The organism is Streptomyces sp. NPDC093801, assembly GCF_040701585.1.
Taxonomy (GTDB): Bacteria; Actinomycetota; Actinomycetes; order Streptomycetales; family Streptomycetaceae; genus Streptomyces.
In genome coordinates this window covers 35423-58777 of sequence record NZ_JBFBDP010000040.1, presented here as the reverse complement: position 1 = coordinate 58777, position 23355 = coordinate 35423, and the positions used below count along the sequence as shown (strand labels likewise).

General features: G+C 75.5%; 17 protein-coding genes. 8 read left to right on the top strand and 9 right to left on the bottom strand.

All coding sequences use genetic code 11. The features are described 5' to 3' along the window. The first annotated feature begins 433 nt into the window (after nt 1–433). Together AB0469_RS34475 and AB0469_RS34470 are read left to right on the top strand one after the other, a co-directional pair. Nucleotides 434–4357, top strand: a complete 3924-nt coding sequence (locus AB0469_RS34475) for a beta-ketoacyl synthase N-terminal-like domain-containing protein (protein WP_366455441.1) — start codon at nt 434–436, stop codon at nt 4355–4357. 152 nt (nt 4358–4509) lie between these two features. Beyond that, a complete protein-coding gene (locus AB0469_RS34470) occupies nt 4510–5133 on the top strand; it encodes a TetR/AcrR family transcriptional regulator (RefSeq protein ID WP_366455440.1) in 624 nt (207 codons plus the stop codon). A 47-nt stretch (nt 5134–5180) separates the two neighbouring features. Here AB0469_RS34470 and AB0469_RS34465 read toward each other — a convergent pair whose 3' ends face one another. From AB0469_RS34465 to AB0469_RS34455, 3 genes are all read right to left on the bottom strand, one after another. After that, on the bottom strand, nt 5181–6026 hold the full coding sequence (locus AB0469_RS34465) for an alpha/beta hydrolase (RefSeq protein WP_366455439.1): 846 nt from the start codon (nt 6024–6026) through the stop codon (nt 5181–5183). Beyond that, nucleotides 6023–6610, bottom strand: coding sequence for a TetR-like C-terminal domain-containing protein (locus AB0469_RS34460; RefSeq protein ID WP_366455438.1), 588 nt, complete (start codon nt 6608–6610; stop codon nt 6023–6025). The genes AB0469_RS34465 and AB0469_RS34460 overlap by 4 nt, the downstream gene beginning before the upstream one ends. A gap of 101 nt (nt 6611–6711) precedes the next feature. Continuing rightward, on the bottom strand, nt 6712–7935 hold the full coding sequence (locus AB0469_RS34455) for an FAD-dependent monooxygenase (RefSeq protein ID WP_366455437.1): 1224 nt from the start codon (nt 7933–7935) through the stop codon (nt 6712–6714). Between the two features lie 174 nt (nt 7936–8109). On the opposite strand from AB0469_RS34455, the gene AB0469_RS34450 reads away from it, so the two are divergent. From AB0469_RS34450 to AB0469_RS34440, 3 genes are all read left to right on the top strand, one after another. Continuing rightward, nucleotides 8110–8628, top strand: coding sequence for a toxin-antitoxin system HicB family antitoxin (locus AB0469_RS34450; protein ID WP_042810695.1), 519 nt, complete (start codon nt 8110–8112; stop codon nt 8626–8628). 80 nt (nt 8629–8708) lie between these two features. After that, nucleotides 8709–9548: a DUF4097 family beta strand repeat-containing protein gene (locus tag AB0469_RS34445; RefSeq protein WP_366455435.1), complete on the top strand. Its 840-nt coding sequence runs from the start codon at nt 8709–8711 to the stop codon at nt 9546–9548. A gap of 211 nt (nt 9549–9759) precedes the next feature. Further along, on the top strand, nt 9760–10428 hold the full coding sequence (locus tag AB0469_RS34440; protein WP_366455434.1) for an LmbU family transcriptional regulator: 669 nt from the start codon (nt 9760–9762) through the stop codon (nt 10426–10428). On the opposite strand, the gene AB0469_RS34435 is transcribed toward AB0469_RS34440, so the two are convergent. The 3 genes from AB0469_RS34435 to AB0469_RS34425 form a co-directional block, all read right to left on the bottom strand. Continuing rightward, nucleotides 10425–11231 (bottom strand): amidinotransferase, encoded by an 807-nt coding sequence (locus AB0469_RS34435; protein ID WP_366455433.1) that lies wholly within the window; start codon nt 11229–11231, stop codon nt 10425–10427. The genes AB0469_RS34440 and AB0469_RS34435 overlap by 4 nt on opposite strands. A 557-nt stretch (nt 11232–11788) precedes the next feature. Beyond that, nucleotides 11789–14710, bottom strand: coding sequence for a BTAD domain-containing putative transcriptional regulator (locus AB0469_RS34430; RefSeq protein ID WP_366455432.1), 2922 nt, complete (start codon nt 14708–14710; stop codon nt 11789–11791). Between the two features lie 71 nt (nt 14711–14781). Continuing rightward, nucleotides 14782–15546, bottom strand: a complete 765-nt coding sequence (locus tag AB0469_RS34425; protein ID WP_366455431.1) for an SDR family oxidoreductase — start codon at nt 15544–15546, stop codon at nt 14782–14784. 369 nt (nt 15547–15915) lie between these two features. Between AB0469_RS34425 and AB0469_RS34420 the strand changes: the two genes are divergently transcribed. The 3 genes from AB0469_RS34420 to AB0469_RS34410 all read left to right on the top strand — a co-directional run bounded on the left by AB0469_RS34420 (nt 15916) and on the right by AB0469_RS34410 (nt 20058). After that, nucleotides 15916–18180: an MMPL family transporter gene (locus AB0469_RS34420; protein ID WP_366455430.1), complete on the top strand. Its 2265-nt coding sequence runs from the start codon at nt 15916–15918 to the stop codon at nt 18178–18180. A gap of 180 nt (nt 18181–18360) precedes the next feature. Next, nucleotides 18361–19251, top strand: coding sequence for an aminoglycoside phosphotransferase family protein (locus tag AB0469_RS34415; protein ID WP_366455455.1), 891 nt, complete (start codon nt 18361–18363; stop codon nt 19249–19251). Between the two features lie 48 nt (nt 19252–19299). Further along, on the top strand, nt 19300–20058 hold the full coding sequence (locus tag AB0469_RS34410; protein ID WP_366455429.1) for a DJ-1/PfpI family protein: 759 nt from the start codon (nt 19300–19302) through the stop codon (nt 20056–20058). A gap of 33 nt (nt 20059–20091) precedes the next feature. Here AB0469_RS34410 and AB0469_RS34405 read toward each other — a convergent pair whose 3' ends face one another. From AB0469_RS34405 to AB0469_RS34395, 3 genes are all read right to left on the bottom strand, one after another. Beyond that, a complete protein-coding gene (locus AB0469_RS34405; protein WP_366455428.1) occupies nt 20092–20937 on the bottom strand; it encodes a tyrosinase family protein in 846 nt (281 codons plus the stop codon). After that, a complete protein-coding gene (locus AB0469_RS34400; RefSeq protein ID WP_366455426.1) occupies nt 20934–21356 on the bottom strand; it encodes a tyrosinase family oxidase copper chaperone in 423 nt (140 codons plus the stop codon). The genes AB0469_RS34405 and AB0469_RS34400 overlap by 4 nt, the downstream gene beginning before the upstream one ends. 167 nt (nt 21357–21523) lie before the next feature. Then, the gene (locus AB0469_RS34395; RefSeq protein ID WP_366455425.1) at nt 21524–23350 is read right to left on the bottom strand and encodes a serine/threonine-protein kinase; all 1827 of its coding nucleotides are present in this window, start codon (nt 23348–23350) and stop codon (nt 21524–21526) included. Nucleotides 23351–23355: the final 5 nt, after the last annotated feature.

Here is a 23355-nt window from a genome sequence, read left to right as displayed (position 1 = left end):
TCCGTCAGCCGTACCGGGCCGTCGGCCAGGACGGGGGCGTACTTCGCCCGGAGCGAGGGGACCCGTAACGCCCGGCGCAGCAGGTCCGGCAGTTCACGGGGCCCCTCCGGTGCCTCCGCCCGCGTTCCTGCTCCTGCTCCTGCTCCGGTGCCTGGTGACGCCGTGTGCTGTGACGTGCGCGGAGCCAATGGAGTTCACCCCTTCTCGCTCACAGGTCTCTCAGATCTGACTGGAGTTCATTTTTGGGCTTGGGTCTAACTTTCTACTACAGGCCAACGAGTTTGGGAAGTGGGATAGTTCGCGGAGTGCCCCGATCCGGATATGACCTCCGATCCATCATTGTTCTCAAGTACAGACTTGAACTACGATCGAGACGCGGTGGAGCTGCGGGGGAGGCGGCTCCCGCGCACTCACATCGGACGAGGGGGCAGTCGTGGAATCGTGGAAGGAAGAGACGACCGTGGCGGTCGTCGGCATGGGATGCAGGTTTCCCCAGGCCAACAGCGTCGGGCAGTTCTGGGACAACCTGGTCGCCAACACCGACTCGGTGACCGAGGTACCGCAGGACCGCTTCGACATCGACGCGTACTACGCACCCGGGCCGGGGGTCCCGGGCAAGACGGATTCCCGCTACGGCGGCTTCCTGGACGACCCCTTCGGCTTCGACACGGAGTTCTTCGGGATCTCCCCCGCCGACGCGGCGGCCATGGACCCGCAGCACCGCCTCCTGCTCCTCGTGCTGCGCGAGGCGCTGGACGGGGCGGGCATCCGGCCCTCGTCGCTGGCGGGCACCCAGGCCGGGGTCTTCATCGGCCAGGCCACCGCGGAGTACGCCCGGGGCGAGGACCTGAACGTCCACACCCTCAGGGAGGTCGCGGGCAGCGGCGTACGGGCGATGGCCGCCGGCCGCATCTCCTACGACCTCGACCTGCGCGGCCCCAGCGTCACCCTCGACGCGGCCTGCTCCTCGTCCCTGGTCGCCGTCCACATGGCCCGGCAGAGCCTGCTCACCGGGGAGAGCGACCTCGCCGTGGCCGGCGGGGCCAACGTCATCCTCTCCCCCCACGAGGCCGTGGCCTACTCCCAGGCCGCGATGCTCTCGCCGGGCGGACGCTGCCGGTTCGGCGACACCGCCGCCGACGGCTTCGTCCGCAGTGAGGGCGTCGCCGTCGTCGTCCTCAAGCGCCTGCGCGACGCCCTCCACGCCGGCGACCCGGTCCTGGCCCTGCTCCCCGGCAGCGCCGTCACCAACGACGGCCGCGCCAGCGGCTCCCTGATCCGCCCGGCCGTCCACGGCCAGACCGCGATGATCCGGGGCGCCTGGCGCAGCGCCGGTGCCGACCCCGGCCGGCTGGACTACGTCGAGGCCCACGGCACGGGGACCCCGACCGGGGACGAGGTCGAACTCCTCGCACTGGCCGAAGCCGTGAGGGGCCACCGCCCCGCGGACCGGCCGCTGAGGATCGGCTCGGTGAAGACCAACATCGGCCACGCCGAAGCGGCGGCCGGTATCGCGGGCCTCGTCAAGACGGTGCTGATCACCCAGCACCGCCTCGTCCCCGCCTCGCTGCACGCGACCAGTCCGCACTCCTTACTCGCGGGGCAGGACGCTCCGCTGCGGCTCGTCACCCGCAACGAGCCCGTCACCGCCCGGGGCGGATCCGGCACCGTCGTGGCCGGCGTCAGCTCCTTCGGCCTGTCGGGCACCAACGCCCACGTCGTCGTCGCCTCACCCGCGCCCCGGCCCGCCGCACCCCCGCACGGCCTCAGCGAACTGCCCCCGGACCGCCCCACCCACCTGCTGGTCCTCAGCGCGCACTCGCCCGCCGCCCTGCGCCGCCTCGCCGCGGCCCACGCCGCCCACCTCGCCCCCGGCGGGGCGGGCCGCGACCACCCCCTGTGGGACCTGTGCGCCACCGCCGCCCTCAAGCGCGACGCCCACCCGTACCGCCTCTGGGCGACCGGCGCCGACCACGACGGCCTCGCCCGCACCCTGCGCGCCCTCGCCGAGGACCGCCCCACCCCGGACGGCGGTACGGGCGAAGCCGGGTTCGCCGGCCCGCGCCGCCCCGTCTTCGTCTTCCCCGGCCAGGGATCCCAGTGGTCCGGCATGGGCCGCTCGCTGCTGGCCTCCTCGCCCGCGTTCCGCGCCGCCCTCGACGCCTGCGACACCGTCGTCCGGGCCGAGACGGGCAGGTCCGTGCGCGAGGTCCTCGCCGAGGACGGTGACGACTCCCTCCCCGACCGGGTCGACACGATCCAGCCCCTGCTGTGGTCGGTCCAGACGGCCCTGGCCGCGCACTGGCGCGACATGGGCGTCGAGCCCGAGGTCTGCGTGGGCCACAGCATGGGCGAACCCGCGGCCGCGGCCGCCGCCGGAGCGCTCTCCCTCGCCGACGCCGCCGCCGTCATCTGCCGCCGGAGCGCCCTGCTCCAGCGCACCACCGGCCAGAACGCCATGATGGCCGTGGAACTCCTGCACGAGAGAGCCGAGGCCCTCGTCGCGGACGAGCCCGGCGTCTGCGTGGCCGCCGAGAACGCCCCCACCAGCACCATCCTGGCCGGAGACCGCGCCGGACTGCGCCGGATCGCCCGGCGCCTGGAACAGCAGGGCGTCTTCCACCGCCTCGTACGGACCAACGTCGCCTCGCACTGCCCGGCCATGGACCCCCTGCGCGACGACCTGCTCGACCTGCTCGCCCACGTCACGCCCCGCCGCGCCCGCACCGCGATGCACTCGACGGTCCGCACCGCCTACCTCGACGGGACCGAACTCGACGCCGGGTACTGGGCGGACAACCTCCGCCGCCCCGTCCGCTTCGCCGACAGCGTCCGGCACCTGGCCAAGGAGGCGGAGCACGTCTTCGTAGAGATCAGCCCCCACCCCCTGCTGAGCCCCGCCGTCGAGGAGACCCTCCAGGAGCTGGGAGCCCCCGTCGCCGTCGTCACCTCCACCACCCGCCGGCTGCCCGAGGGCGAGGCCCTGTCCCTCGCCCGCTCCCTCGGCGCCTACTTCACCCTCGGCGGTCCCGTGCGCTGGGACCGCTGGTTCCGCGACCGGGCCCGCCCCGCCCCGCTCCCGGCCTACCCCTGGGAGGCCGAGCCGCTGCGCCGCCTCCCGGCCGCGGTCCACGCCCCCGCCGCGGGGAGCCACGTCGCGGACATCCCGTACGACCACCGGATCGCCGCGATCAGGCTGCGCGGCCTCACCCCCGTCCCCCCGGTCGCCCACCTCGCCCACCTCCACGACCTGGCCCGCGCCTCCGGACGCGCCGAAGAGGTGACCCTGACCCGCGTCCTCGTGGGCGGGGAACTCGTGGAGGCCCCTGCCGAGGGTGCCGTCCGCACCGTCCGGATCCGGCTGGATCCCGGCCGCCCCGGCACCTACACCGCCCGCGCGGACGCCCTCGGCCGGGAGCCCGTCCCCTGCCTGCGCGCCGAGCTGCACACCACCCCCGCACCGCCCTCCCGCCACGGCCGGGCCGAAGTCGACGACGCGCTCGCCCGCTGCCGCCGCCACCTGACGCCCCGGGAGTTCCTCGGGGGCGCCGCCCGCCGCGGGTACGAGGTGCTGCCCGCGATAAGGACCCTGCGCCACCTGTGGCTGCGGGGTGGCGAGGCCGTCGCCCAGATGTCCCGGCCCGGGCCCGGCATACCGGCCCACGGAGCCTGGGAGGCCTGCTTCCTCCCGCTGATCGCGGCCCTGCCCCATACGCCCGGGGACCACCGGGCCTACACGGCGGAGGCCTTCGAACGGGTCCGTTTCCACGCCGACCTCACCGAGGAGTTCTGGGTCCACGCCACCGTCGCCCCCCTCCTGCGGGGGGACGCCGCACGCGCGGAGGTCCACGTCCTCGGCCCGGACGGGCGCCTGCTGGCCGAGTTCCGCGGCATCCGGCTGCGCCGCGTCGGCGTCGCCCCGCCCCTGGCCGTCCGGCTCCAGTCGGCCCTCGCCGTCCCGCTGCGCACCGCCTCGGCCGCCGCCGGCGTCCTGCGCGGCTCCTCAGGAGCCCTCGTCCGGCTGCGCGGTGAGGCGGAACCGCAGCCGTACGCGGCCCGTCCCACCCATGAGCGGACGTCCCCGCCGCAGGAGGCGGAGAGGAGGGCGGAGGCGGACGCGCGGCAGGAGCGGCACGGGGACCGCACCGGCCTGTTCGTCGACCGGGCGGCCCGGGTCCTGGGAATGGTGCCCGAACGCATCGACGTCCGGCGGCCGTTGCGCGACTACGGCATCGACTCCCTGACCGCCACGCAGCTCAGCCGTGACCTGCGCAGCACCCTGGACTGGGAGATCCCGATGCGCCAGCTCCTGGGCGGCAAGAGCATCCGGGACCTCACCGCCGGGGCGGCCGCGTGACGTGGGATCGGCCACAGAAGATGGACTGTGATTCATAAATTGATCGTGATACAAAAGGTCGAAGGTGCCGGTGCGGCGGGACGTCTCCCGCCGCTGGTCACGTCAGGAGGCCAGCGGCCTTGCGCGCCGGCGGTCGCGCGACAGGAGAGCACATGACCAGCACCATCACCGCAGATGCCCCACAAGGCCGCAGGGAGCGCAACAAGCAGCGCGTGCGCGACAGCATCTACGACGCGGCCATCGAGCTCTTCGCGAGCCAGGGCTACGACCAGACCACCGTCGACGAGATCGCCCACAAGGCCGACGTGGCGCGCGGGACCTTCTTCAACCACTTCCAGCGGAAGGAGGACCTCATCACCGAATGGGGGGCCAAGCGCCGCACCGTCCTGCGGGAAGGCCTCGCCGCCACCACCGAGGACGACCCCCGCCGCGCACTCCTGGCGTGCATGGGTCTGCTCGCCGACATCAGTCTGCGCGACAGCGCCCTGACCCGGGCCCTCACCACGGCCTGGGTCAAGGCGGGCTACGTCCTGCAGGAGGAGCCCTTCCTCAGCGACATGCTGAGCGAGTTCGTGATCGAGGCCCGTCGGCGGGGCCAGGTCGCCGAAACCGTGGACCCGCGCCTCGCCGGTCTCCTGCTGCGCGACGTCTACCTCGGCACCGTCTTCCGCTGGGCGCGGAGCCCGGAGGGCGAGCGGGACCTGGCGGCCGACCTGCGCACCGCCTGCGAAACCGTCCTCGACGGCATCATGCCGCTGCCGGCCCGCCGTTCCTGACGCCCCGCCGCTGTCCCCGCCGGACAGCGGCGGGGACGGACGGGGTCTCAGTTCCCGCCCAGGACCTCCAGGAGCCGGGCGGCGAAGCGGGACGGGTGTTCGGCGCAGCCCACGTGGCCGCCCGGGAACTCCGCGAAGCGGGCGCCGGTCAGGTCCGCGAGCCGCGTCGCCGGGCCGTACAGGGCCGGGATCGGCCGCGAGTCCTCCCCGGCCGCCAGGACGAGGCGGGCGGAGGAGGCCCGCAGGGCGGGCACGTCCGGGGTGCTGCCCGTGAACGGGGCCAGGACGTGTTCCAGGAAGAACGGCTGGTTGGCGTACATGCGCGGCGCCATCTCCAGGATCTCGGGCGGCAGTTCGGCGGGCTCCTCCCGCCGGGCCGGCTCCCCGCCCAGGCCCTCGCCCAGGCGGGCCATCGCCTCGCCCGGCCCCCGGGTCCGCGTCAGCTCGCGCACCTCGGCGAAGAGCGCCCGGTACGGCGCGGGGTCCTCCAGCACCTCCACCAGCGGCGGCTCGTGCGCCACCACGCGGCGCACCCGCTCCGGGTGGCGGGCGAGCAGCCCGAGCGCGGCGACCGCGCCCGCGCTGCACCCGAGGACGTCCGCCGGCTCGCCGGGGGAGACCAGCTCCAGCACCCGGCGGGCGTCGTCGGCCCAGTCCTCCACGCGCTGGTCGGCGGCCGGCCCGTCGAGGGCGCTGCGGGACTGGCCCCGGGGGTCGTACGAGACGACGGTCCGCCCGGCGGCGGCCAGGGCCGGCGCCATCCCCGCGTACAGGCCGGCGTCCGCGCCCCCGCCGGGGATCAGGAGCAGGACGGGGCCCTCGCCCCGCCGCTCGTGGTACAGGGTGGCCCCCGGGACCCCGAGCGTCCCGCTGACCGGTGTGGTGGTGGTCATTCCTTCTCCCCCTCGTGCGTCGTCGGCCAGTTCTCCAGGGCCGCGTGGAGTGCGTCGAGCCCGCGCGCCCAGGACGTCCGCACCTCGCGGGAGTGCCCGAAGGCCCCGCTCAGCTCCAGGTGGACGTAGCCGTGGAAGGTGCTGCGCAGCAGCCGGGCCGCGTCCGTCAGGTCCGGGTCCTCCAGCCCGTAGGCGCGCAGCATCCCGTAGGTCAGCTCCACGCTGCGCAGGAGACCGGCCGAGCCGGCCACCTCCTCCGGCTCGAACCGCATCTGCGAGGCGGCGTACCGGCCCGGGCGTTCCAGGGCGTACGCCCGGTAGGCGTCGGCGAACGCGACCAGCGCGTCCTTGCCCGACCGCCCCGCGACGGCGACCGCGATCCGCCCGGTCATCTCCTCGCCGGCCAGCAGCGCCACCCGCACCCGCAGGTCCCGCAGGTTGCGCACGTGCGAGTACAGGCTCGCGTCCTTCACGCCGAACCGCCGCGCGAGCGCGGACAGCGACACGTTCTCGATGCCGGCCTCGTCCGCCATCTCGGCGGCCGCCTCCGTCAGCCGTGCGGCGTTGAGTCCCGCGCGCACCATACGGCGCCTCCCCTCGGGCCCTGGCACAGGCCTTCGTTAGTTGCTCTAGGTTTAAAGCTAGGGGATCTAGGTTTTGGTGTCCAGCCGGATTCCGGAGCGGGCTAACGGCCGGTCGGTTCGGCGGTGTAGTCGCGCAGGGTGATGTTCTCGGCGGCCTTGCGGGCCATCCGCGCGGGCAGGTTCTTGCCCGGCAGGTACGGCATGACCTTGTAGTAGCGGTTGAGGAACGCCGCGAGCAGCCGGCTCTCGGGGACCATCATCCGGGCGACCCCGTCGCCCATCTTCTGGCAGCCCTGCGCGTACGCCCGCATCTCCCGCTCGTACCGGGCGAAGGCGGTGCGGTGGTCGCCGCGCGCGGCGGCGAGCTCGCCGGCGAGGACGTACGCGCCCACCAGCGCGAGCCCCGAGCCCATGCCCGACAGGGGCGACGGGCAGTACGCGGCGTCGCCGAGCAGTACGACGCGGCCGCGCGACCAGCCGTCCATGTGCACCTGGCCGACCGAGTCGAAGTAGAAGTCCGGGGCGTGGCGCATCTGCTCCAGCAGGTGGTCGCTCTGCCAGCCGTTGCCCGCGAACCGCTCGGTGAGCAGCGCCTGCTGGCGCGCCACGTCGCGGCGGTCGAGGTCCAGCAGCGGCGAGCCGAAGTAGAAGACGCCCTTGGCCTCCGTGTTCCCGCGGGCGCTGTACATCGACACGAGCCGGCCGGGGGTGAGGTAGGCGTGCCCGGTGTGGTCGAGGCCGAGGTGGTTGGCCGTGGTGAAGACGGCGCAGTAGACGCCGAGGTGCCTGACGAAGCGCTCCTCCGGCCCGAAGACCAGGGCGCGGGTGCGCGAGTGCATGCCGTCGGCGCCGACGACCAGGTCGAAGCGGCGGGGCGCGCCGCGCTCGAAGGTGACGTGCACGCCGTCGGCGTCCTCGGTGAGGGAGGTGACGGAGTCCCCGAAGACGTATTCGGTGTGCTCCTCGGTGGCGTCGTACAGGATCCGGGCCAGGTCGCCCCGGAGCACCTCCAGGTCCCCGGCGAACAGGTCGGCGGGGAGGTCCGCCAGCCGCCTGCCCGCGCTGTTCACGTACGACATCGAGCCGGTGCCGGTCCGGGCGGCCTCGAGGGCGTCCAGGATCCCCATGCGGCGCAGCACCGCCAGGTGGGCCTCGCCGCGGAAGTCGACGGCGTAGCCGCCGTCGCGCAGGGCGGGGGCGCGCTCGACGACGGTGGGGGCGAAGCCGTGGCGGTGGAGCCAGTAGGCCAGCGCGGGGCCGGCGACGGAGGCGCCGGAGATCAGGACGGTCCGGGCGGCGGTGGTGTGCGCGGTGGTCTGCGTCATGTGGCCCAGGGTGCGCGGGGGCGCTCACCGCACGGTCACCGCCGGCTCACCGGTGATCCGCTGCCCGTCCGCTGCCGGTGAGCGGCCGGCGGCACCCGGCGTGGTGCCGCCGGCCGCCGGTGACCTGGCACGTCGATCCTGGTCATGGTGTCATGCGTGTGCCATAGTGGCGCCATGGATCTGAGGCCGTACGTAGAGAACCTCCGGCACGAGCTCGCCGTCGCCGCCGACGCGGGCGGGGACGAGGCCCGCGCCCTGGCCGGCCGGCTCACCGCTCCGCTGGAGTCGGCCGCCCGGCTGATCCTGCTGGGCGCCCTGTCCGACGCGATGGACGAGGTCACACGGGACCTGGCCCCGGGATCGGTGTCGGTACGGCTGCGCGGCCTGGACCCCGAGTTCGTCGTGACCGTCCCCCAGGCCGAACCCCCCTTCGACGAGCGCCCGGCCGCCCCGGCCGTACCGCCGGCCCCCCTCCCGCCCGAGGGCGAGGAGGGCGGGACGGCGCGGATCAACCTCCGCCTGCCCGCCCACCTCAAGGCCCGTGCCGAGGAGGCGGCGGTCCGCGAGGGGATCTCCGTCAACTCCTGGGTCGTGCGCACCCTGTCCGCGGCCCTCGCCGGGGCCGCCGCCGAACCGCCCGCGGGTCTGCGCCGCACCCGCGCCGGACAGAGCTACACCGGGTGGGTCCGCTGACGCGCGCCGCCCGGCCGCGCCGGCACCTTCCTCCGCCGGACCGGCGGGCACCCGCACCACGTCATGAGGATCGGACCGTCATGCTTGCCTTCGAGACCCCCGCACCGATCGCCGTCTCCGTCGAGATCGAGGTGGGATCCGTGTTCCTCACGGCCGGCGAGCGGCCGGACACCGTCGTCGAGGTGGTCCCCGCCGACCCCGCCGACCCGGAGGACGAGCGCGCGGCCCGGGACAGCAGGATCGACCACGCCGACGGCACGCTGACGGTGCGCGGCGCCAGGAAGCGCCTCCCGTTCGGCCGGATCGGCTCCGTCGACGTGCGCATCGAACTGCCCGCCGGCTCCCGGGTCCGGGCCGCGACGGGCGTGGGCGCCCTCGTCCTGGACGGCGCCTTCGGCACGTGCGTCCTGAAGTGCGGCGCGGGGGACATCCGGGTCGGCGCCGCCGGCCCGGCGGAGCTGCGCACCGGCCACGGCGACGTCCTCCTGGACGTGTGCGCCGGCGACGCCGAGGTGCACGGCGCGGGCCGGATCCGCCTCGGCCGGGTCGACGGCACGGCCACCGTCAAGAACCTCAACGGCGACACCGAGATCGGCGAGGTCACCGGGGACGTCCGGGCGAACAGCTCCAACGGCTCCATCACCGTCGAACGGGCGCACGGCTCGGTCGAGGCCAGGTCCGCGAGCGGCGCCATCCGGGTCGGCGAGCTGGCCCGCGGCAAGGCCGACCTCCAGACCGCCGCCGGCCGGATCGACATCGCCATCCGCCCCTCCGTCGCCGCCTGGCTCGACGTCACCTCCCGCCTGGGCAGGGTGCACAACTCCCTCGGCGCCTCCGGCGGCCCCGAGGGGTCCGAGGGCGTCGTCGAGGTCCGGGCCCGCACCTCCATGGGCGACATCGTGATCACCCGGGCCGTCTGACGGCCGCCTCCCGGGACCGGCCGCCTTCCGGGACCGGCCGCCTCCCGGGACCGGCCGCCGGGCGGGGCCCGGCCTCCTGCGCAGGATTGCTCAGATCGCCGTCAAGTCCGTCTCAACCCCCGTGATGGCGTGCCCGCGCGTGCCTAGTGTGGCCAGCCGGAAGGCCATGACGTGCCGAGTGGCCGGTCGAGCCGCAGGGGGATGATGCGAGATGTCCGGCATCCGCACACGGGAAGAGCCGACGACCACCCGGGAACCCGGCTTTCCCGGCGGGCGCAGGGTGACCCTCAGCCGGCTGCCCTGCCTGGAAGGGCTGACCAGGTCGGGCATGACCTTCGCGCCGGCGATGCCGCAGCGGACCTGGGAGGAGATCGGCACGCAGCTCCGCGACCTGGCGAGCTCGTCGGCGTGGTGGCTCGGCGACTGGCTCCTGTTCGGGGAGAACGCCTACAGCGGCCGCTACCGGGACGCCGTGGAGCGGACCGGGCTCGACTACCAGACCCTGCGCAACTACGCCTGGGTGGCCCGCAGGTTCGAGCACGGCCGGCGCCGCGACGCGCTCAGCTTCGCGCACCACGCCGAGGTGGCCCGCCTGGCCCGGCCGGAGCAGGACTACTGGCTGCGCCGCGCGGAGGAACAGCGGTGGTCGCGCAACGAGCTCCGCAGACAGCTCCGGGCCGGCCTGGCCGAACAGCGCGGCGGGGCCGCGGCGGACACCGCCGACGGGGCGGCGACGCTGCGGATCGAGCTGCCGAAGCCGGACCTGGAACGGCTCCTGGAGGTGGCGGCCGCCTGCGGCCTCAGCCTGAACGACTGGGCGGCCCACGTCCTCCAGTCCGCCGTCCAGGCCCGGACCGAACCCCCCGCCACGACGGCCTAGCGGCCCGCCGGGACCGGGTTGTCCAGGGTGAGGGCGGTGCAGCGGACCCCGCCGCCGCCCTTGCGCAGCTGCGCCGTGTCGAGTTCGACCACGGTGGAGCCCCGCTCGCGCAGGGTCGCGGCCAGCCGGGGCGCGCCGGTGGTCATCGTCACGGTCGTGCCGTCGCTGATCAGGTTGAGGGCGAAGGCCCGGGCCTCGGCGGCGGCGACCTCGATGAGCTCCAGCCCGAGGGAGTGCAGCACGCCGACGCTCCCGGCCTCCAGCGCGCCGGGGTAGTAGGCGAGCGTGCCCTCGTCGATCACGGCCACGGCCAGGTCCAGGTCGTACCACTCGGCCCCGGCCGTGCGCAGCGGCACCACCTGGTGGCCGGTCAGGTCCGCCAGGACGTCGTGCATCCGGCGGTCCGTGCGCTGTCCGTGGCCGGCCAGGAGGAGGTCCCCGCAGGCCAGGGTGTCGCCCTGGCCGCTGAAGGCGTACGGGGCGTCGAACACGTCGATGCCGTTCTCCTTCAGCCACGACCGGAAGTACGGGATCTCGGCGGCGCGGGCGGCGGGCGGGTCGCCCAGCACGGCGCGGTCGCCGCACACCCAGGCCCCGTTGGCCGTGTACACCATGTCGGGGCACTCCGGAGCGGACGTCATCCGGTGGACCGTGCGGCCGGCCGCGACGTGGGCGGCGGCGATCGCGTCGTGCTCGGCGACGGCGGCCCCCGCGTCCGGCTGGACGCCGGTGTCCATGTACGGGTTGATCACGTAGTCGATGCGGAAGTGGGTGGCGTCCGACATCAGCAGTTCGGTGTTCATCCATGGGCTCCAGGGGCGGGGTTGAGGGGCCTGGGTGGCGGGACTGGTCTGGACGGTGGCAGAGCCGGGCGGACCCGAGCGGAACGGAAGGCGACCGGCGGGTGGTGTCCGTCCGGCCCGCACGGTTCGTCCGTGGCGGCGGGTCCGGCGCCGGACGGCGGTCGCGGCTCCCCGGCCGCGGGCCGCGCCCGAACCCCCGCGCCCGCCCGGCCGGTGGCCGGCGGAGCGGGCGCCGCCGCGTTCGAGCATGGCAAGACCGCCCTCGGTCGGGCAATGCCCGTACCCCTCCACCCCGCCGCCTGTCCCGCCGGCGGGACAGCCACCACGGCACCCCGCCGCCCCGCCGGCCCCCGTGGGTTCGGCTTCCGCTCCGGATTCCGGCGGGTGCCGTTTCCCGGACCGCGAGGCCTTCCCCGCTGCGGCGGGCTTCCGGGCTTCGCCGGGTGGGTGCCGCGCGTGCAGGGGCGCGGGCGGTCCCGGGGCCGGTCCGGGGCCCGGTGGCCGGGCGGGGGCCGGCGGTGGCACGATCGGCGCGGCGCGGTGTGTCCGCCTGGTCGTCAGGCCGTGTGCGCGACCAGCGTGTCGACGACCTCCTGCGGCAGGCCCAGCAGGCGCAGTGCCTCCGGGCCGGTACCGCCGACCACGGCCGACGCCGCCGCGGCGGCCTCCGCGTAGCGGGCCCGGGCCCCCGCCCGGTTCCCGTGCGACTGCGCGATCCGGCCCAGTCCGACGAGGGCCCGGACCCGGCTCCCCGCGCTCTTGACCCAGTGCGGGTCGATCCGCTCCAGGGCCTCCCCGTACAGGCGTTCGGCCTCCGCCGGGTCCCCGTCCCGCAGGGCCAGGTCGCCGAGCCCGCGCAGGGCCGCCGCCAGGGCCGCGGAACCCCCGGCCCGGCGGGCGAGGGACGCCGCCCGGGCGTAGTCGGCGCCGGCCGCCGCCGGGTCCCCGTCCACGACGTGGTCGCCCCGGTTGACCAGCAGGTCGGCGCTGTCCTCCAGGGCGCCGAGCCGCTCGGTCAGCGCCAGCGCCTCGTCGGTCAGCGCCACCGCCACCGCCCGGTCCCCGCGACCCGCCGCCATCCCCGCGAGCACGTCCAGGACCAGCGCGCCGCCCCAGCGGTCGCCGGCCGCCCGGAACCCCTCGGCGGCCTCGGCGAAGGCCCGTTCGGCCCCGGCCGGGTCGCCCGCCCCGAGGGGCCCGAACCCGGCCACGTACGCCGCCACCGCCCGGACCCACGGATCGGGGCGGTCGCGCTGCGCCGACACCAGGGCGAACGCCTCCAGCGGATCGGCCTCCGCCGCGTTGCGCATCATCCACAGCAGCAGCAGCACCGGATACCGCCCGCCGGCCCCGCCGTCCTGCGGCCAGGCGGCGGCCAGCAGGCGGCCGGCCCGCGCCCGGTGGCGCCGCCACGGCGCCGGCCCGCCGGGACCGGCCGCGGCCAGCAGCACGCACGCCGCGTACTCCTCGCCCAGCCCCGCCGGGGGAGCGTCCCCGACGGCGTCGAGCACCGCGGCGGCCCGCGCCGCGACCGACCCCGCCACCCCGCGGATCCACAGGTACGCCGAGGCCGACGCCAGGAGTTCCAGGGCCGCCTCCCAGCGGCCCTCCCCGACCGCCCGGCGCAGCGCGGCCAGGAGGTCGTCCTGCCCGGCCGCCATCCGCTCCAGCCACTGCGGCTGCCCGGCCCCCCGCAGATGCGGATCGGCCGCGCGGGCCAGCTCCAGCACGTACCGCGTGTGCGCACGGCCCGCGGACGCGGTCTCGCCCGCCTCCTCCAGCCGCTCGGCGCCGTACGCGCGGATCGTCTCCAGCATCCGCAGGCGACCGCCCGCGAACTCCAGCAGGGACTTGTCCACCAGGGACTCCAGCACCTCGGGCCCCAGCTCCTCGCCGTCGGCCCGGCACACCGCCAGCGCCGCCCGGGAGGTCGCGCCCGCGGGGAACACGCTGAACCGCCGCGCGGCCCGCTGCTCCTGCCCGGACAGCAGGTCCCAGCTCCAGGCGACGACCGCGCGCAGCGTGCGGTGCCGCTCGTCGGCGCTGCGGTTGGCCCGGGCGGAGGCCACCCCGAGCCGGTCGTCGAGCCGGCCCGCCAGGTCCTCCACGTCCATCGTGCGCAGCCGGGCGGCCGCCAGCTCGATGGCCAGCGGCAGGTTGTCGAGGGCCGCGCAGATCCGCTCCACCCGCCCGGGGGCGGCCGTGAAGCCGCGCCGGACCGCCGAGGCCCGCTCGGTGAACAGCCGTACGGCCGCCCCGTCCTCCAGCGGCCGCACCTGCCACAGGTGCTCCCCGATGACGCCCAGCGGCTCCCGGCCGGTGGCCAGGATCCGCAGCCGGGGGCAGACCGCCAGCAGCCGCCCGGCCAGCGCGGCGGCCTCCCCGGCCAGGTGCTCGCAGTTGTCCAGGACCAGCAGCAGCACCCGGTCCGCCAGGGCCGTCGCCAGCCGCTCGAAGGGGCCCTGCCCGCCGTCGGGCCGCAGCCCGCTCCCGCGCAGCCCGAGCGCCGCCAGTACCGCCTGCGGCAGGCCGGCGCCGTCGCGCAGCGGGGCCAGCTCCACGAAGCACACGTCGTCCGCGGCGGCTCCCGCCACCTCCACCGACAGCCGGGTCTTGCCGACCCCGCCCGGCCCCACCAGCGTCACCAGCCGCGCCACCCGCAGCATCCCGGCCACCTCGGCGACCTCATCGGCGCGGCCCACGAAGGAGGTCAGCTGGGCGGGCGGGCCGACCTGCGCGGGGGAGGGGTCGAAGTCCAGCAACTCACGGTGCAGCGACAGCAGTTCGGCGGAAGGGTCGCTGCCGAGCTCGTCGGCCAGCCGACCGCGGGTCTCCTCGTACACGGCCAGCGCCTCGGCCTGGCCGCCCTCGGCGGACAGGGCCCGGATCAGCAGGGCCGCGAGGCGCTCGCGCAGCGGATGGCGGCCGGTCAGCTCCCGCAGCTCCGCCACGGCGTCCCGGTGGCCGCCGAGCCGCAGCTCGGCCTCGATCCGGTCCTCGACCGCCCCGAGCCGGAGCTCCTCCAGCCGTATGCCGACGGCCCGGGCGGCGTCGGCCTCCGCCAGGTGCGCCAGGTCGGCCAGCGCCGATCCGCGCCACAACTCCAGAGCCGCCCGCAGGAGTTCGGCCGCTCGACGGGGGTCGTCCCCGGCCAGCGCGGCGCGGCCCTCGCGGACCAGCCGCTCGAACCGGCCCGCGTCCACGTCCTCGGGGTCCACGGCGGCCCGGTAGCCGGCCCCGGCCCGCTCGATCACGGCCGGTCCGAGGGCCGCGCGCAGCCGGGACACCTGGGACTGCAGCGCGTGCGCCGACATCGCGCCGTCCGGGGCCATCTCGTCGGCCAGCCGTTCGGCCGCCACCACCTCCCGGGGGCGCGCCAGCAGCAGGGTCAGCAGGGCGCGCCGGGCGGGTCCGCCGAGGGGGACCTCGGTGCCGTCGTCGCGCAGGGCCAGAGTCTCGCCGAGGATGGAGAACCGCATGGCGGTGATTATCCACGGGAGTCGATCACCGGGAGCCGGTCGTCCGGTGGCCCGCCCGGAGGGGTGGGTGGTCAGCCGAGGGGGCCGAGCCAGGTGCCCCCGGAGACGTCCACGGTCTGGCCGGTCATCCACCGCCCCTGCGGCCCCGCCAGGAAGCCGACCACGTCGGCGACGTCCTCCGGCTCGCCGAGCCGTCCGAGCGCGGTGATCCCCTCCAGCGCGGCGACCACCTCGGGGACGGCCGTGTAGCCGGCGGTCATGTCGGTGCGGACGGCGCCCGGTGCGACCGTGTTCACCGTGATGCCGCGCCGGCCGAGCTCGTTGGCCAGCGAGGGGGCCATCGCCTCCAGGGCCGCCTTGGTGACGGTGTACCCGATCTGGCTCGTCACCGCGAAGCGGCTGGCCGTCGAGCCCATGTTGACGATGCGCCCGCCGTCGTTCAGCAGCGGCAGCGCGCGCTGGATCACGAAGAACGGGGTGGTGACGTTGACCGCCAGCAGGCGGGCGAACTCCTCCTCGGTGACCTGGCCGATCGAACTGCCCGATCCGATGCCCGCGTTGTTGACGAGGATGTCCAGCCCGCACCCCGCGAGCCCGGCGGTCAGCCCCTCGAACAGCGCGTCCACCGCCCCCTCCTCCCCGAACCGGGCCCGCACCGCGAAGGCGAGGCCGCCCGCCTCCTCGATCAGCGCCACCGTCTCCAGGGCCGCTTCCTCGTTGCCGCCGTAGTGGACGGCGACCAGGGCGCCCTCGGCCGCCAGCCGCAGCGCCACCGCCCGGCCGATGCCCCGGGAGCCGCCCGTCACCAGTGCCGTCCTGCCGTTCAGCGTGCCCATGACCTGCTCCTCGTACCGGGCCGGACCTCCGTGGTCCGGCGACGGGAACCACGGTCGCCCGGCCCGCTCACCGCACACTCACCGTCCGCTCACCGCAGCTGGTGGAGCCGTGGTGGTGTCACGGTGGCGCCTGTATGGAGCTGCCTTGTTCTACGCGTAGTTCGGGGCTACCACGGGAAACATCTGCCCGGTTTCGAGGCCCTTTGGCGCCATGTGGCGCAGCTGTGCCATCAAATGGTGCGCCTTTGTGGCTCCCTGAAGTGCCATGTGTGTGCCATAGTGGTGCCACCCGACGGCCCCCGCGCCGCACGGGACCGCTCTTCCGACGTCTGTCTCCTTCCCCGCCGAACCCACGGGAGTCTGTTCGCCATGGCCACCTTCCTCTACAAGACGGGCCGGTTCGCCTTCCGGCGGCGGGGCCTGGTGACCCTGCTGTGGCTCGCCGTCCTGGTCGCCGTCGGCCTCGCCGCCTCCACCGCCCCGCCCCCGCCCGCCGACACCTTCTCCATGCCGGGCACGGAGTCGCAGCGGGCCTTCGACGTGCTCAAGGAGAAGTTCCCGGCCGCGAGCGCGGACGGCGCCACCGCCCGCGTGGTGGTCCGCGCCCCCGTCGGCCGCACGCTCTCCGACCCGGCCGAGAAGGCCAAGGTGGAGCGCCTCGTCGCCGCCCTCGCCAAGGCGCCCGACGTGGTCTCGGCCTCGGACCCCTTCACGACCGGCGCCGTCAGCAAGGACGGCACCACGGCCTACGCCGTGGCCGCCTACAAGGTCCCGGCCCTCAAGCTGACCGACGCGGCGCACGACGGACTCGACGCGGTCCTGGAGAAGTCCCGGGCCGACGGCCTGACCGTCGAGTCCGGCGGCGACGCCGTCAAGGTCGAGGCCGCCATGGGCGGCGCCGAGGGCATCGGCATCCTCGTCTCCGCCGTGGTCCTGCTGCTCACCTTCGGCTCCCTGGTCGCCGCCGGCATGCCCCTGCTCACCGCCGTCATCGGCGTGGCCGTCGGGAGCGCCGCCGTCACCGCCCTCGGCAGCACCCTCGGCCTGTCCGCCACCACCGGCACGCTGGCCATGATGATCGGCCTCGCGGTCGGCATCGACTACGCCCTGTTCATCATCTCCCGCTACCGCGCCGAGATCTCCGAGGGCCGCGACCGCGCCGACGCCGCCGGCCGCGCCGTCGGCACCGCCGGCTCGGCCGTGGTCTTCGCCGGCCTCACCGTCATCATCGCGCTCGCCGGCCTCGCCGTCGTCAACGTCCCCATGCTCACCAAGATGGGCCTGACCGCCGCCGGAACCGTCGCGATCGCCGTGCTCATCGCGGTCACCCTCGTCCCCGCGCTCCTCGGCTTCGCCCCCGTCAAGGTCATGCCCCGCCTGGAGCGGCGGGCCATCCAGGGCAAGCCGCTCAGCGCACGCCTCCAGCGCAGGGCCGACCGGCTCGCCGCGCGGCGGAAGCCCAACCTCGGCACCCGCTGGGCGCAGTTCGTCGTACGCCGCCCCCTGCTGGTCCTCGCGGTCGGCGTCCTCGGCCTCGGCGCCCTCGCCGTGCCCGCGGCGAGCCTCCGGCTCGGCCTGCCCGGCGAGGGCACCATGGCGCTCGACACCACCCAGCGCAAGGCCTACGACATGCTGTCCGAGTCCTTCGGGCCCGGCTTCAACGGCCCGCTGACCGTCACCGTCCAGGCCAAGGACGCGGCCGCCGCGGCCGCCGCCGTCGGCACGGAACTCGCCCGGGTCGACGGCGTCGCCACGGTGACCCCCGCCACGCCCAACCCCGCCGGCGACACCGCCGTCCTCAACGTGGTCCCGGCCTCCGGCCCCACCGAGCACCGGACCGAGGAACTGGTCACCACCATCCGCGCCAGGGCGGGCGCCATCGGGGCGGACACCGGCGCCGAGATCCTGGTCACCGGCCAGACCGCCCTGTTCATCGACTTCTCCCGGACCCTCGACGACGCGATGCTGCCCTACCTGGGCCTGGTCGTCGGACTCGCCTTCCTGCTCCTGGTCCTGATCTTCCGCTCGCTGCTCGTCCCGCTCAAGGCGGCCCTCGGCTTCCTGCTCTCGGTCTCCGCCGCCCTGGGCGCGGTCGTGGCCGTCTTCCAGTGGGGCTGGCTCGCCGGCGTCCTCGGCATCGAGCAGCCCGGACCCGTCATGAGCACCCTCCCGATCTTCATGATCGGCGTGGTGTTCGGCCTCGCGATGGACTACGAGGTCTTCCTCGTGACCCGGATGCGGGAGGCGTACGTCCACGGAGCCCGGCCCACCGAGGCCGTCGTCACCGGGTTCCGCTACGGCGGACGGGTCGTCAGCGCCGCGGCGATCATCATGACCAGCGTCTTCTCCGGCTTCATCCTGGAGACGAACGACTTCGTGAAGATGGTCGGGTTCAGCCTCGCCACCGCCGTCCTCCTCGACGCCTTCGTGGTCCGCATGGCCCTGGTCCCGGCCCTGTTCGCCCTCCTCGGGAAGTCCGCCTGGTGGCTGCCTCGCTGGCTCGACCGGCTGCTGCCGAACATGGACGTCGAGGGCGAGAAGCTGAACCGCCGCCCGTCGGTCCCGGTCGCGCAGGGCGGCCCGGCCCCGCACCCCGCCCACGCCCGCGAGGCCCAGCACGACCACTCCGCCTGAGCACCGCCCGCACCGCGACCGCGCCCGTACGCCGGGGATCCGACCCCCGGCGTACGGGCCGCGGCGTCCGGTCCCGGGCGCCGCCGAAAACCCCTCGCCCCCGCACCCCGGCGCCGCATAGGCTCCGGGCCGCCCGCACCCCGCACCGCCCCGAGGAGCCCCGTGGCAGCCGGCACGAAGATGCACCAGGACGAGGCCGACACCGACGAGGCCCTCGTCGCCGCGCTGATCCGCGCCCAGTTCCCCCGGTGGGCCCGCCTCCCCGTCGCCGGGGTGGTCTCCGCCGGCACGGACAACGCCATGTACCGCCTGGGCGACGACCTGGTGGTGCGCCTGCCCCGGATCCCGGGCGCCGCCGCCGACGTGGCCAAGGAGCACCGCTGGCTGCCGCACCTCGCGCCGCACCTGCCGCTGGACGTCCCCGAGCCGCTGGGCCGGGGCGTCGCCGGCGAGGGCTTCCCCCATCCGTGGTCGGTCTACCGCTGGCTCGACGGCGAGGACCTCTTCGCCGAACCCGTCGCCGACCTGCACGAGACCGCCCTCGCACTCGGCCGTTTCGTGGCGGCCCTGCGCGGCGTCGACGCCGCGGGAGCGCCGGTGTCCTTCCGCGGCGGACCGGTCGCCACCCGCGACGAGGGCGTCCGCGCCGCCATCCGCGACCTCGGCGCGGACGGGACGCACGACGCGACCGCCGCGACCGCCGTATGGGAGGAGACCCTCCGGCTGCCGCAGTGGGAAGGCGCCCCCGTCTGGCTCCACGGCGACCTCCTGCCGGGCAACCTGCTGGCCCGGGGCGGACGGCTGCGGGCCGTCATCGACTTCGGCGGGGTGGGCGCCGGGGACCCGGCCTGCGACACCATGGCCGCCTGGACCCTCCTGACGGCCGCGACCCGCGCGCCGTTCCGCGAGGCGTCCGGGGCGGACGACGCCACCTGGGCCCGCGGCCGCGGCTGGGCGCTCTGCTTCGGTCTCACCGCCGAGCACTACTACCGCGGGACCAACCCGGTCCTCGCCGCCGTCGCGCACCGCACCGTGGCCGAGGTGCTCGCCGACCACCGCCGCACCGGCTGACCGAGGACGGCCGGGAACTCCCCGGCTCCGCCGTACGACCACCTGCCCATGAGCGACTTCGACCGACGGCACCTGATCGCGACCACCCTGACCGGCGGCGCGGCCCTCGCGGCCAGCTGGGCCGGCGCGGCCCCCGCGGCGGCGGCCGGGAATCCGGCGCCCGCCGCGGCGCCCGGGGCCCCTGCTTCCGCCGCCAAGCCCCTGCGCGTCCACCTCGTCGCCTTCGACGGCGTCGAGGAACTCGACCTGTTCGGCCCCCTGGAGGTGTTCGCCCTCGCGGCCGCCCTGGGCCGGCCGGTGGAGCCCACCCTGGTCACCACCGGCCGCCCGGGCCGCGTCCGCGCCTCCTTCGGCACCGTCGTCGACGTACCGGGCCACTGGGACCCCTCCTCCGCCGACGCGGTCGTCGTGCTCGGCGGCGGCTACCGCAAGCGCGACGGCGCCGGCGTCTGGGCGGAGATCGGCAAGGGCACCCTCCCGCAGGCGCTGCGCCGGGCCGCACGGCCCGGCCTCACCGTCGTCGGCGTGTGCACCGGCGTCTTCATCCTGCACGCGGCCGGGCTGCTCGACGGCCGCCCCTGCACCACCCACGTCCGGGCCAAGCAGGACCTGCGCGACCTGGGCCACGACGTCCGCGACGCACGCGTCGTCGACGACGGCGACCTGGTCTGCGCGGGCGGCGTCAGCTCCGGCATCGACGCGGCCCTGTGGCTCCTGGAACGCGAACTCGGTGCCGAGGCCGCCTCCGGGGTGGAGGCGCTGCTGGAGTTCGAACGCCGCGGCACCGTCCTGCGCACCGGCCGGTAGCCCGCGGGTCAGGCGAGATCCGCAAGAGACGGCCTAGTAGCGCTGCTGGCCGCCCGCCTCGGTGTCGAACGTGTAGAACTTGTGGTGGTCGAGCATGTCGGCCGGGGTCACGTTGTTCCACGGGCTCAGGACGGACCGCAGGTCCACCACGTTCGCCGTCCGGGTGGCCGGCAGGTAGCCCGACTTCGGGTTCTTCGCCTGCCACTCGGCCCACAGCTTGTCGATGAAGGCGTGGTGCAGCCAGAACACCGGGTCGTTGGGGGAGGCGGCGGAGGTCATCTGGCCGCCGACCCAGACGTGCACCCGGTTGTGCAGGTTGACGCCCCGCCAGCCCTCCAGGGCGTTGCGGAACCCGCTGGAGGCGCTGTTCCAGGGGGCGGCGTCGTACACCGGCATGGCGATCACGGAGTCCACGTCGGCCCGCGTCGGCAGCTGCGGGGTCCCGGAGCCGAGGCCGCGCCGCAGGTAGGTGCGGCGGTCCACGCCCACCGTCAGCACCCACTTGCCGCCCTGGGCGCCGAAGGGCCCGTCGAGCACCTGGCCGTCGCGCCCCCGGCGGGTGCCGCCCATGAAGTCGGAGGCCCACAGGGAGGAGTTGGCCGTGCGGTCGACGGTCCAGTCCCAGTAGGGGAGCGAGACGTTCCGGTCGATCCGCTGGAGCGCCGCCTCGAAGTCCAGCAGGAACCGGCGGTGCCAGGGCAGGAAGGACGGGGAGCGGTGGCCTATCCGGTCGCCGAAGTCCGAGTCGTTCAGCAGGTACCAGTTGTGGGCGTTGACGTACCGGTCGTAGATGCCCGTCCGCTTCAGTTCGAGCACCGCGTTGACGAAGGCGCGCTTCTCGTCCGGCGTGAGGGTGGCCTGGTTCTTGCGGACGGTCACAGCTTGGCTTCCTTAGCGACGAACGGGACGAGGTCGGCGCCCTGGAGTTCGCGGACGGCGGCGCGGGCGGCCGAGATCGGGTCCGGGAACGTCTCGTAGTGGTTGACGACGGTGACCCAGCTGCCGTCGGCGTTGGGCATCAGGTGCAGGTCGTTGCCGTCGATCTTGACGACGGGCATCGCCATGCCGTGGTGGCCGCCGGGGCCCACGGTGATCTGGATGCGGTGGCCCTCGTAGGTCTCGTCGATGGTGCCCGTGGGCAGGGAGAAGGGTGCTCCGGAGGGGCCCGGTGCCCCCGAGGCGCCGGAGGCGCCGGCCGCCGGGGCGGGGGTCGACTTGGACGAGCAGGCGGCCAGTCCGATGGCTGCGGCCACACCGGAGCCGAGCCCCAGCGCCTGCCGGCGAGTGATCATGTTCATGGCTTGAATAGGTATCAGAAGCACGGGAACGCCTGATCGGTGCCCCGCGCATCCACTTCCCGGGGCGGGGCGGAGCGCCGGTGGGGCCGTCGGTACCGGCCGTCATCTTACGTGGTCATGACAGCAGGTTCCGGCCAGTGCCGCCCTCCGGTCTGCCGGCGTGCCGCTCAGGACTGGCGCGTCCAGCGCTGCGAGGCGTCACCGTCGCACGCGGACGTCACCAGGCCGCCGCCGAAGCCCAGGTCCAGGCAGGCGCCCGCGGAATCGCGGAGGGTCCCGTTCGCCCCCGTGCGCCACAGCCGGCCGATGTCCTGGGCGCAGTCGCCCACGAAGACGGCCTGGTTGGGGCCGTTGGAGTACAGGCACTGGCCGCTCTGCTCGTTGACGAGCTTGAAGCTGCCGTCCGGCCTGCCGCGCACGGCCCACCGGGCGGACCCGCTCCCGCAGTCGCCGGGGGCCGAGGAGCCGAAGACCTGGACGACGCACTCGCCGTTGTTCCCGTTGCGGTAGCGCCCCGCCCCGGAGGCGGGCGGCGGGGGTGCGGCCGTCGTGGACCCGCCCCCGCCGGAGGGGTTCGCCCCGCCCGCGCCGTTCCCCGGGCCGGTGCCCGTACCGGGCGCCGTTCCCGTCCCGGGGGTGCTCGCGGGGCCGCCGCCCTGGGGGGCGCCCGCCGCGCCCTGTCCCGCGCTCCCGGGGTCCTGCCCGCCCTGGACCGCACCGCCCGGGGCCGGTGCCGGCGGTAGCGGCGGGGCCGTACCCGACGGGGAGGCGCCCGGCGCCGACGCGCCCGCGGACGCCGGGGCCGAGGGGCCGCCCGGCGCGGGGGAGGAGGCCGGCCCGCCCTCCCGGGGCGCGGCCCCCGCCTCCGCCTTGGCGGGCGGCGAGGAGGCGAACGGCAGGTGCTGGACGGCGAGCGTCGTGCCGCTCGCGACCACGACCACGGGGACGACGGCCAGCAGGATCCGGGCGCGCCTGCCGCGCCCGGCCGGCTCGGCCCGGCCGGTCCCCGCCGACGGCTCCGGCTCCGGCTCCCCGGGACCCTTTCCGCCGAGCGGAAGGGTCGGTACGTCGAGCTCCTGCACCCGCGCCGCGAAGGCGGCCCGCTCCGACAGCCGTGCGGTGACGGCCTCCGGCCACAGGGGGCCCTCGTCCTGGACGTGCCGGGAGGCCAGTTCGAGGAGTTCGGCGGCCCCGGGCCGGTCCTCCGGATCCTTGGCGAGGCAGGCCCCGACCACCTCGGCGAGCTCCGCGTCCAGCTCCCGCAGCGGCTCCAGGCCGGGCTCCTCGTGCACGATGCGGTACAGCACCCCGTGCCCGGACTCGTCCCCGAACGGCGGCTCCCCGCAGGCCGCGTACGCGAGGACCGATCCCAGCGCGAACACGTCGGTGGCACCGCTCAGGCCCCGCGCCCCCGACGCCTGTTCGGGCGCCATGTACGCGGGTGTGCCGACGACCATGCCGGTCCGGGTGAGCCGGCTCTGCTCGGCCGCCCGCGCGACGCCGAAGTCGATGAGGGTGAGCCCGTCGAGGGTCAGCATGACGTTGGTCGGCTTCAGGTCCCGGTGCACCATGTCCAGCGCGTGCACCGGCTCCAGGCCCGCGGCCGCCTCCCGCAGCAGCCGCCACAGTGAGCGCGCGGGCAGCGGGCCGCCGTGCACCTCGAGGGCCTCGCGCAGGGTGAGCCCGGGCACGTAGGCGGTGGCGAACCACGGGGGCCGCGCGGTCCGGTCGCTCGCGAGCAGCGGCGCGGTGGCCCCGGCGGGCAGCCGGGCGAGGTTGTCCAGCTCGTGCCCGAACCGCCGTACGAAGTCCTCGTCCTCGCCGACGACGGAGGCCAGCAGCTGCTTGACCGCGACGTACCGGCCCTGCGAGACCCCCAGGAACACCCGGCCCATGCCTCCGGCCCCGAGCCGCCCGGCCAGCGCGATCTCCCCGATCCGGCGCGGATCGTCCGCCTCCAGCGGCACGGCCCCGCTCCCGTCCAGCTCCACCACGTCAG

Coding starts and splice junctions, on each gene's coding strand:
- AB0469_RS34425 (WP_366455431.1), bottom strand. CDS start 15,546: ATGGGCACGCTGAACGGCAGGACGGCACTGGTGACGGGCGGCTCCCGG.
- AB0469_RS34440 (WP_366455434.1), top strand. CDS start 9,760: ATGTCCGGCATCCGCACACGGGAAGAGCCGACGACCACCCGGGAACCC.
- AB0469_RS34470 (WP_366455440.1), top strand. CDS start 4,510: ATGACCAGCACCATCACCGCAGATGCCCCACAAGGCCGCAGGGAGCGC.
- AB0469_RS34430 (WP_366455432.1), bottom strand. CDS start 14,710: ATGCGGTTCTCCATCCTCGGCGAGACTCTGGCCCTGCGCGACGACGGC.
- AB0469_RS34445 (WP_366455435.1), top strand. CDS start 8,709: ATGCTTGCCTTCGAGACCCCCGCACCGATCGCCGTCTCCGTCGAGATC.
- AB0469_RS34420 (WP_366455430.1), top strand. CDS start 15,916: ATGGCCACCTTCCTCTACAAGACGGGCCGGTTCGCCTTCCGGCGGCGG.
- AB0469_RS34410 (WP_366455429.1), top strand. CDS start 19,300: ATGAGCGACTTCGACCGACGGCACCTGATCGCGACCACCCTGACCGGC.
- AB0469_RS34455 (WP_366455437.1), bottom strand. CDS start 7,935: ATGACGCAGACCACCGCGCACACCACCGCCGCCCGGACCGTCCTGATC.
- AB0469_RS34465 (WP_366455439.1), bottom strand. CDS start 6,026: ATGACCACCACCACACCGGTCAGCGGGACGCTCGGGGTCCCGGGGGCC.
- AB0469_RS34460 (WP_366455438.1), bottom strand. CDS start 6,610: ATGGTGCGCGCGGGACTCAACGCCGCACGGCTGACGGAGGCGGCCGCC.
- AB0469_RS34415 (WP_366455455.1), top strand. CDS start 18,361: ATGCACCAGGACGAGGCCGACACCGACGAGGCCCTCGTCGCCGCGCTG.
- AB0469_RS34450 (WP_042810695.1), top strand. CDS start 8,110: ATGGATCTGAGGCCGTACGTAGAGAACCTCCGGCACGAGCTCGCCGTC.
- AB0469_RS34400 (WP_366455426.1), bottom strand. CDS start 21,356: ATGAACATGATCACTCGCCGGCAGGCGCTGGGGCTCGGCTCCGGTGTG.
- AB0469_RS34435 (WP_366455433.1), bottom strand. CDS start 11,231: ATGAACACCGAACTGCTGATGTCGGACGCCACCCACTTCCGCATCGAC.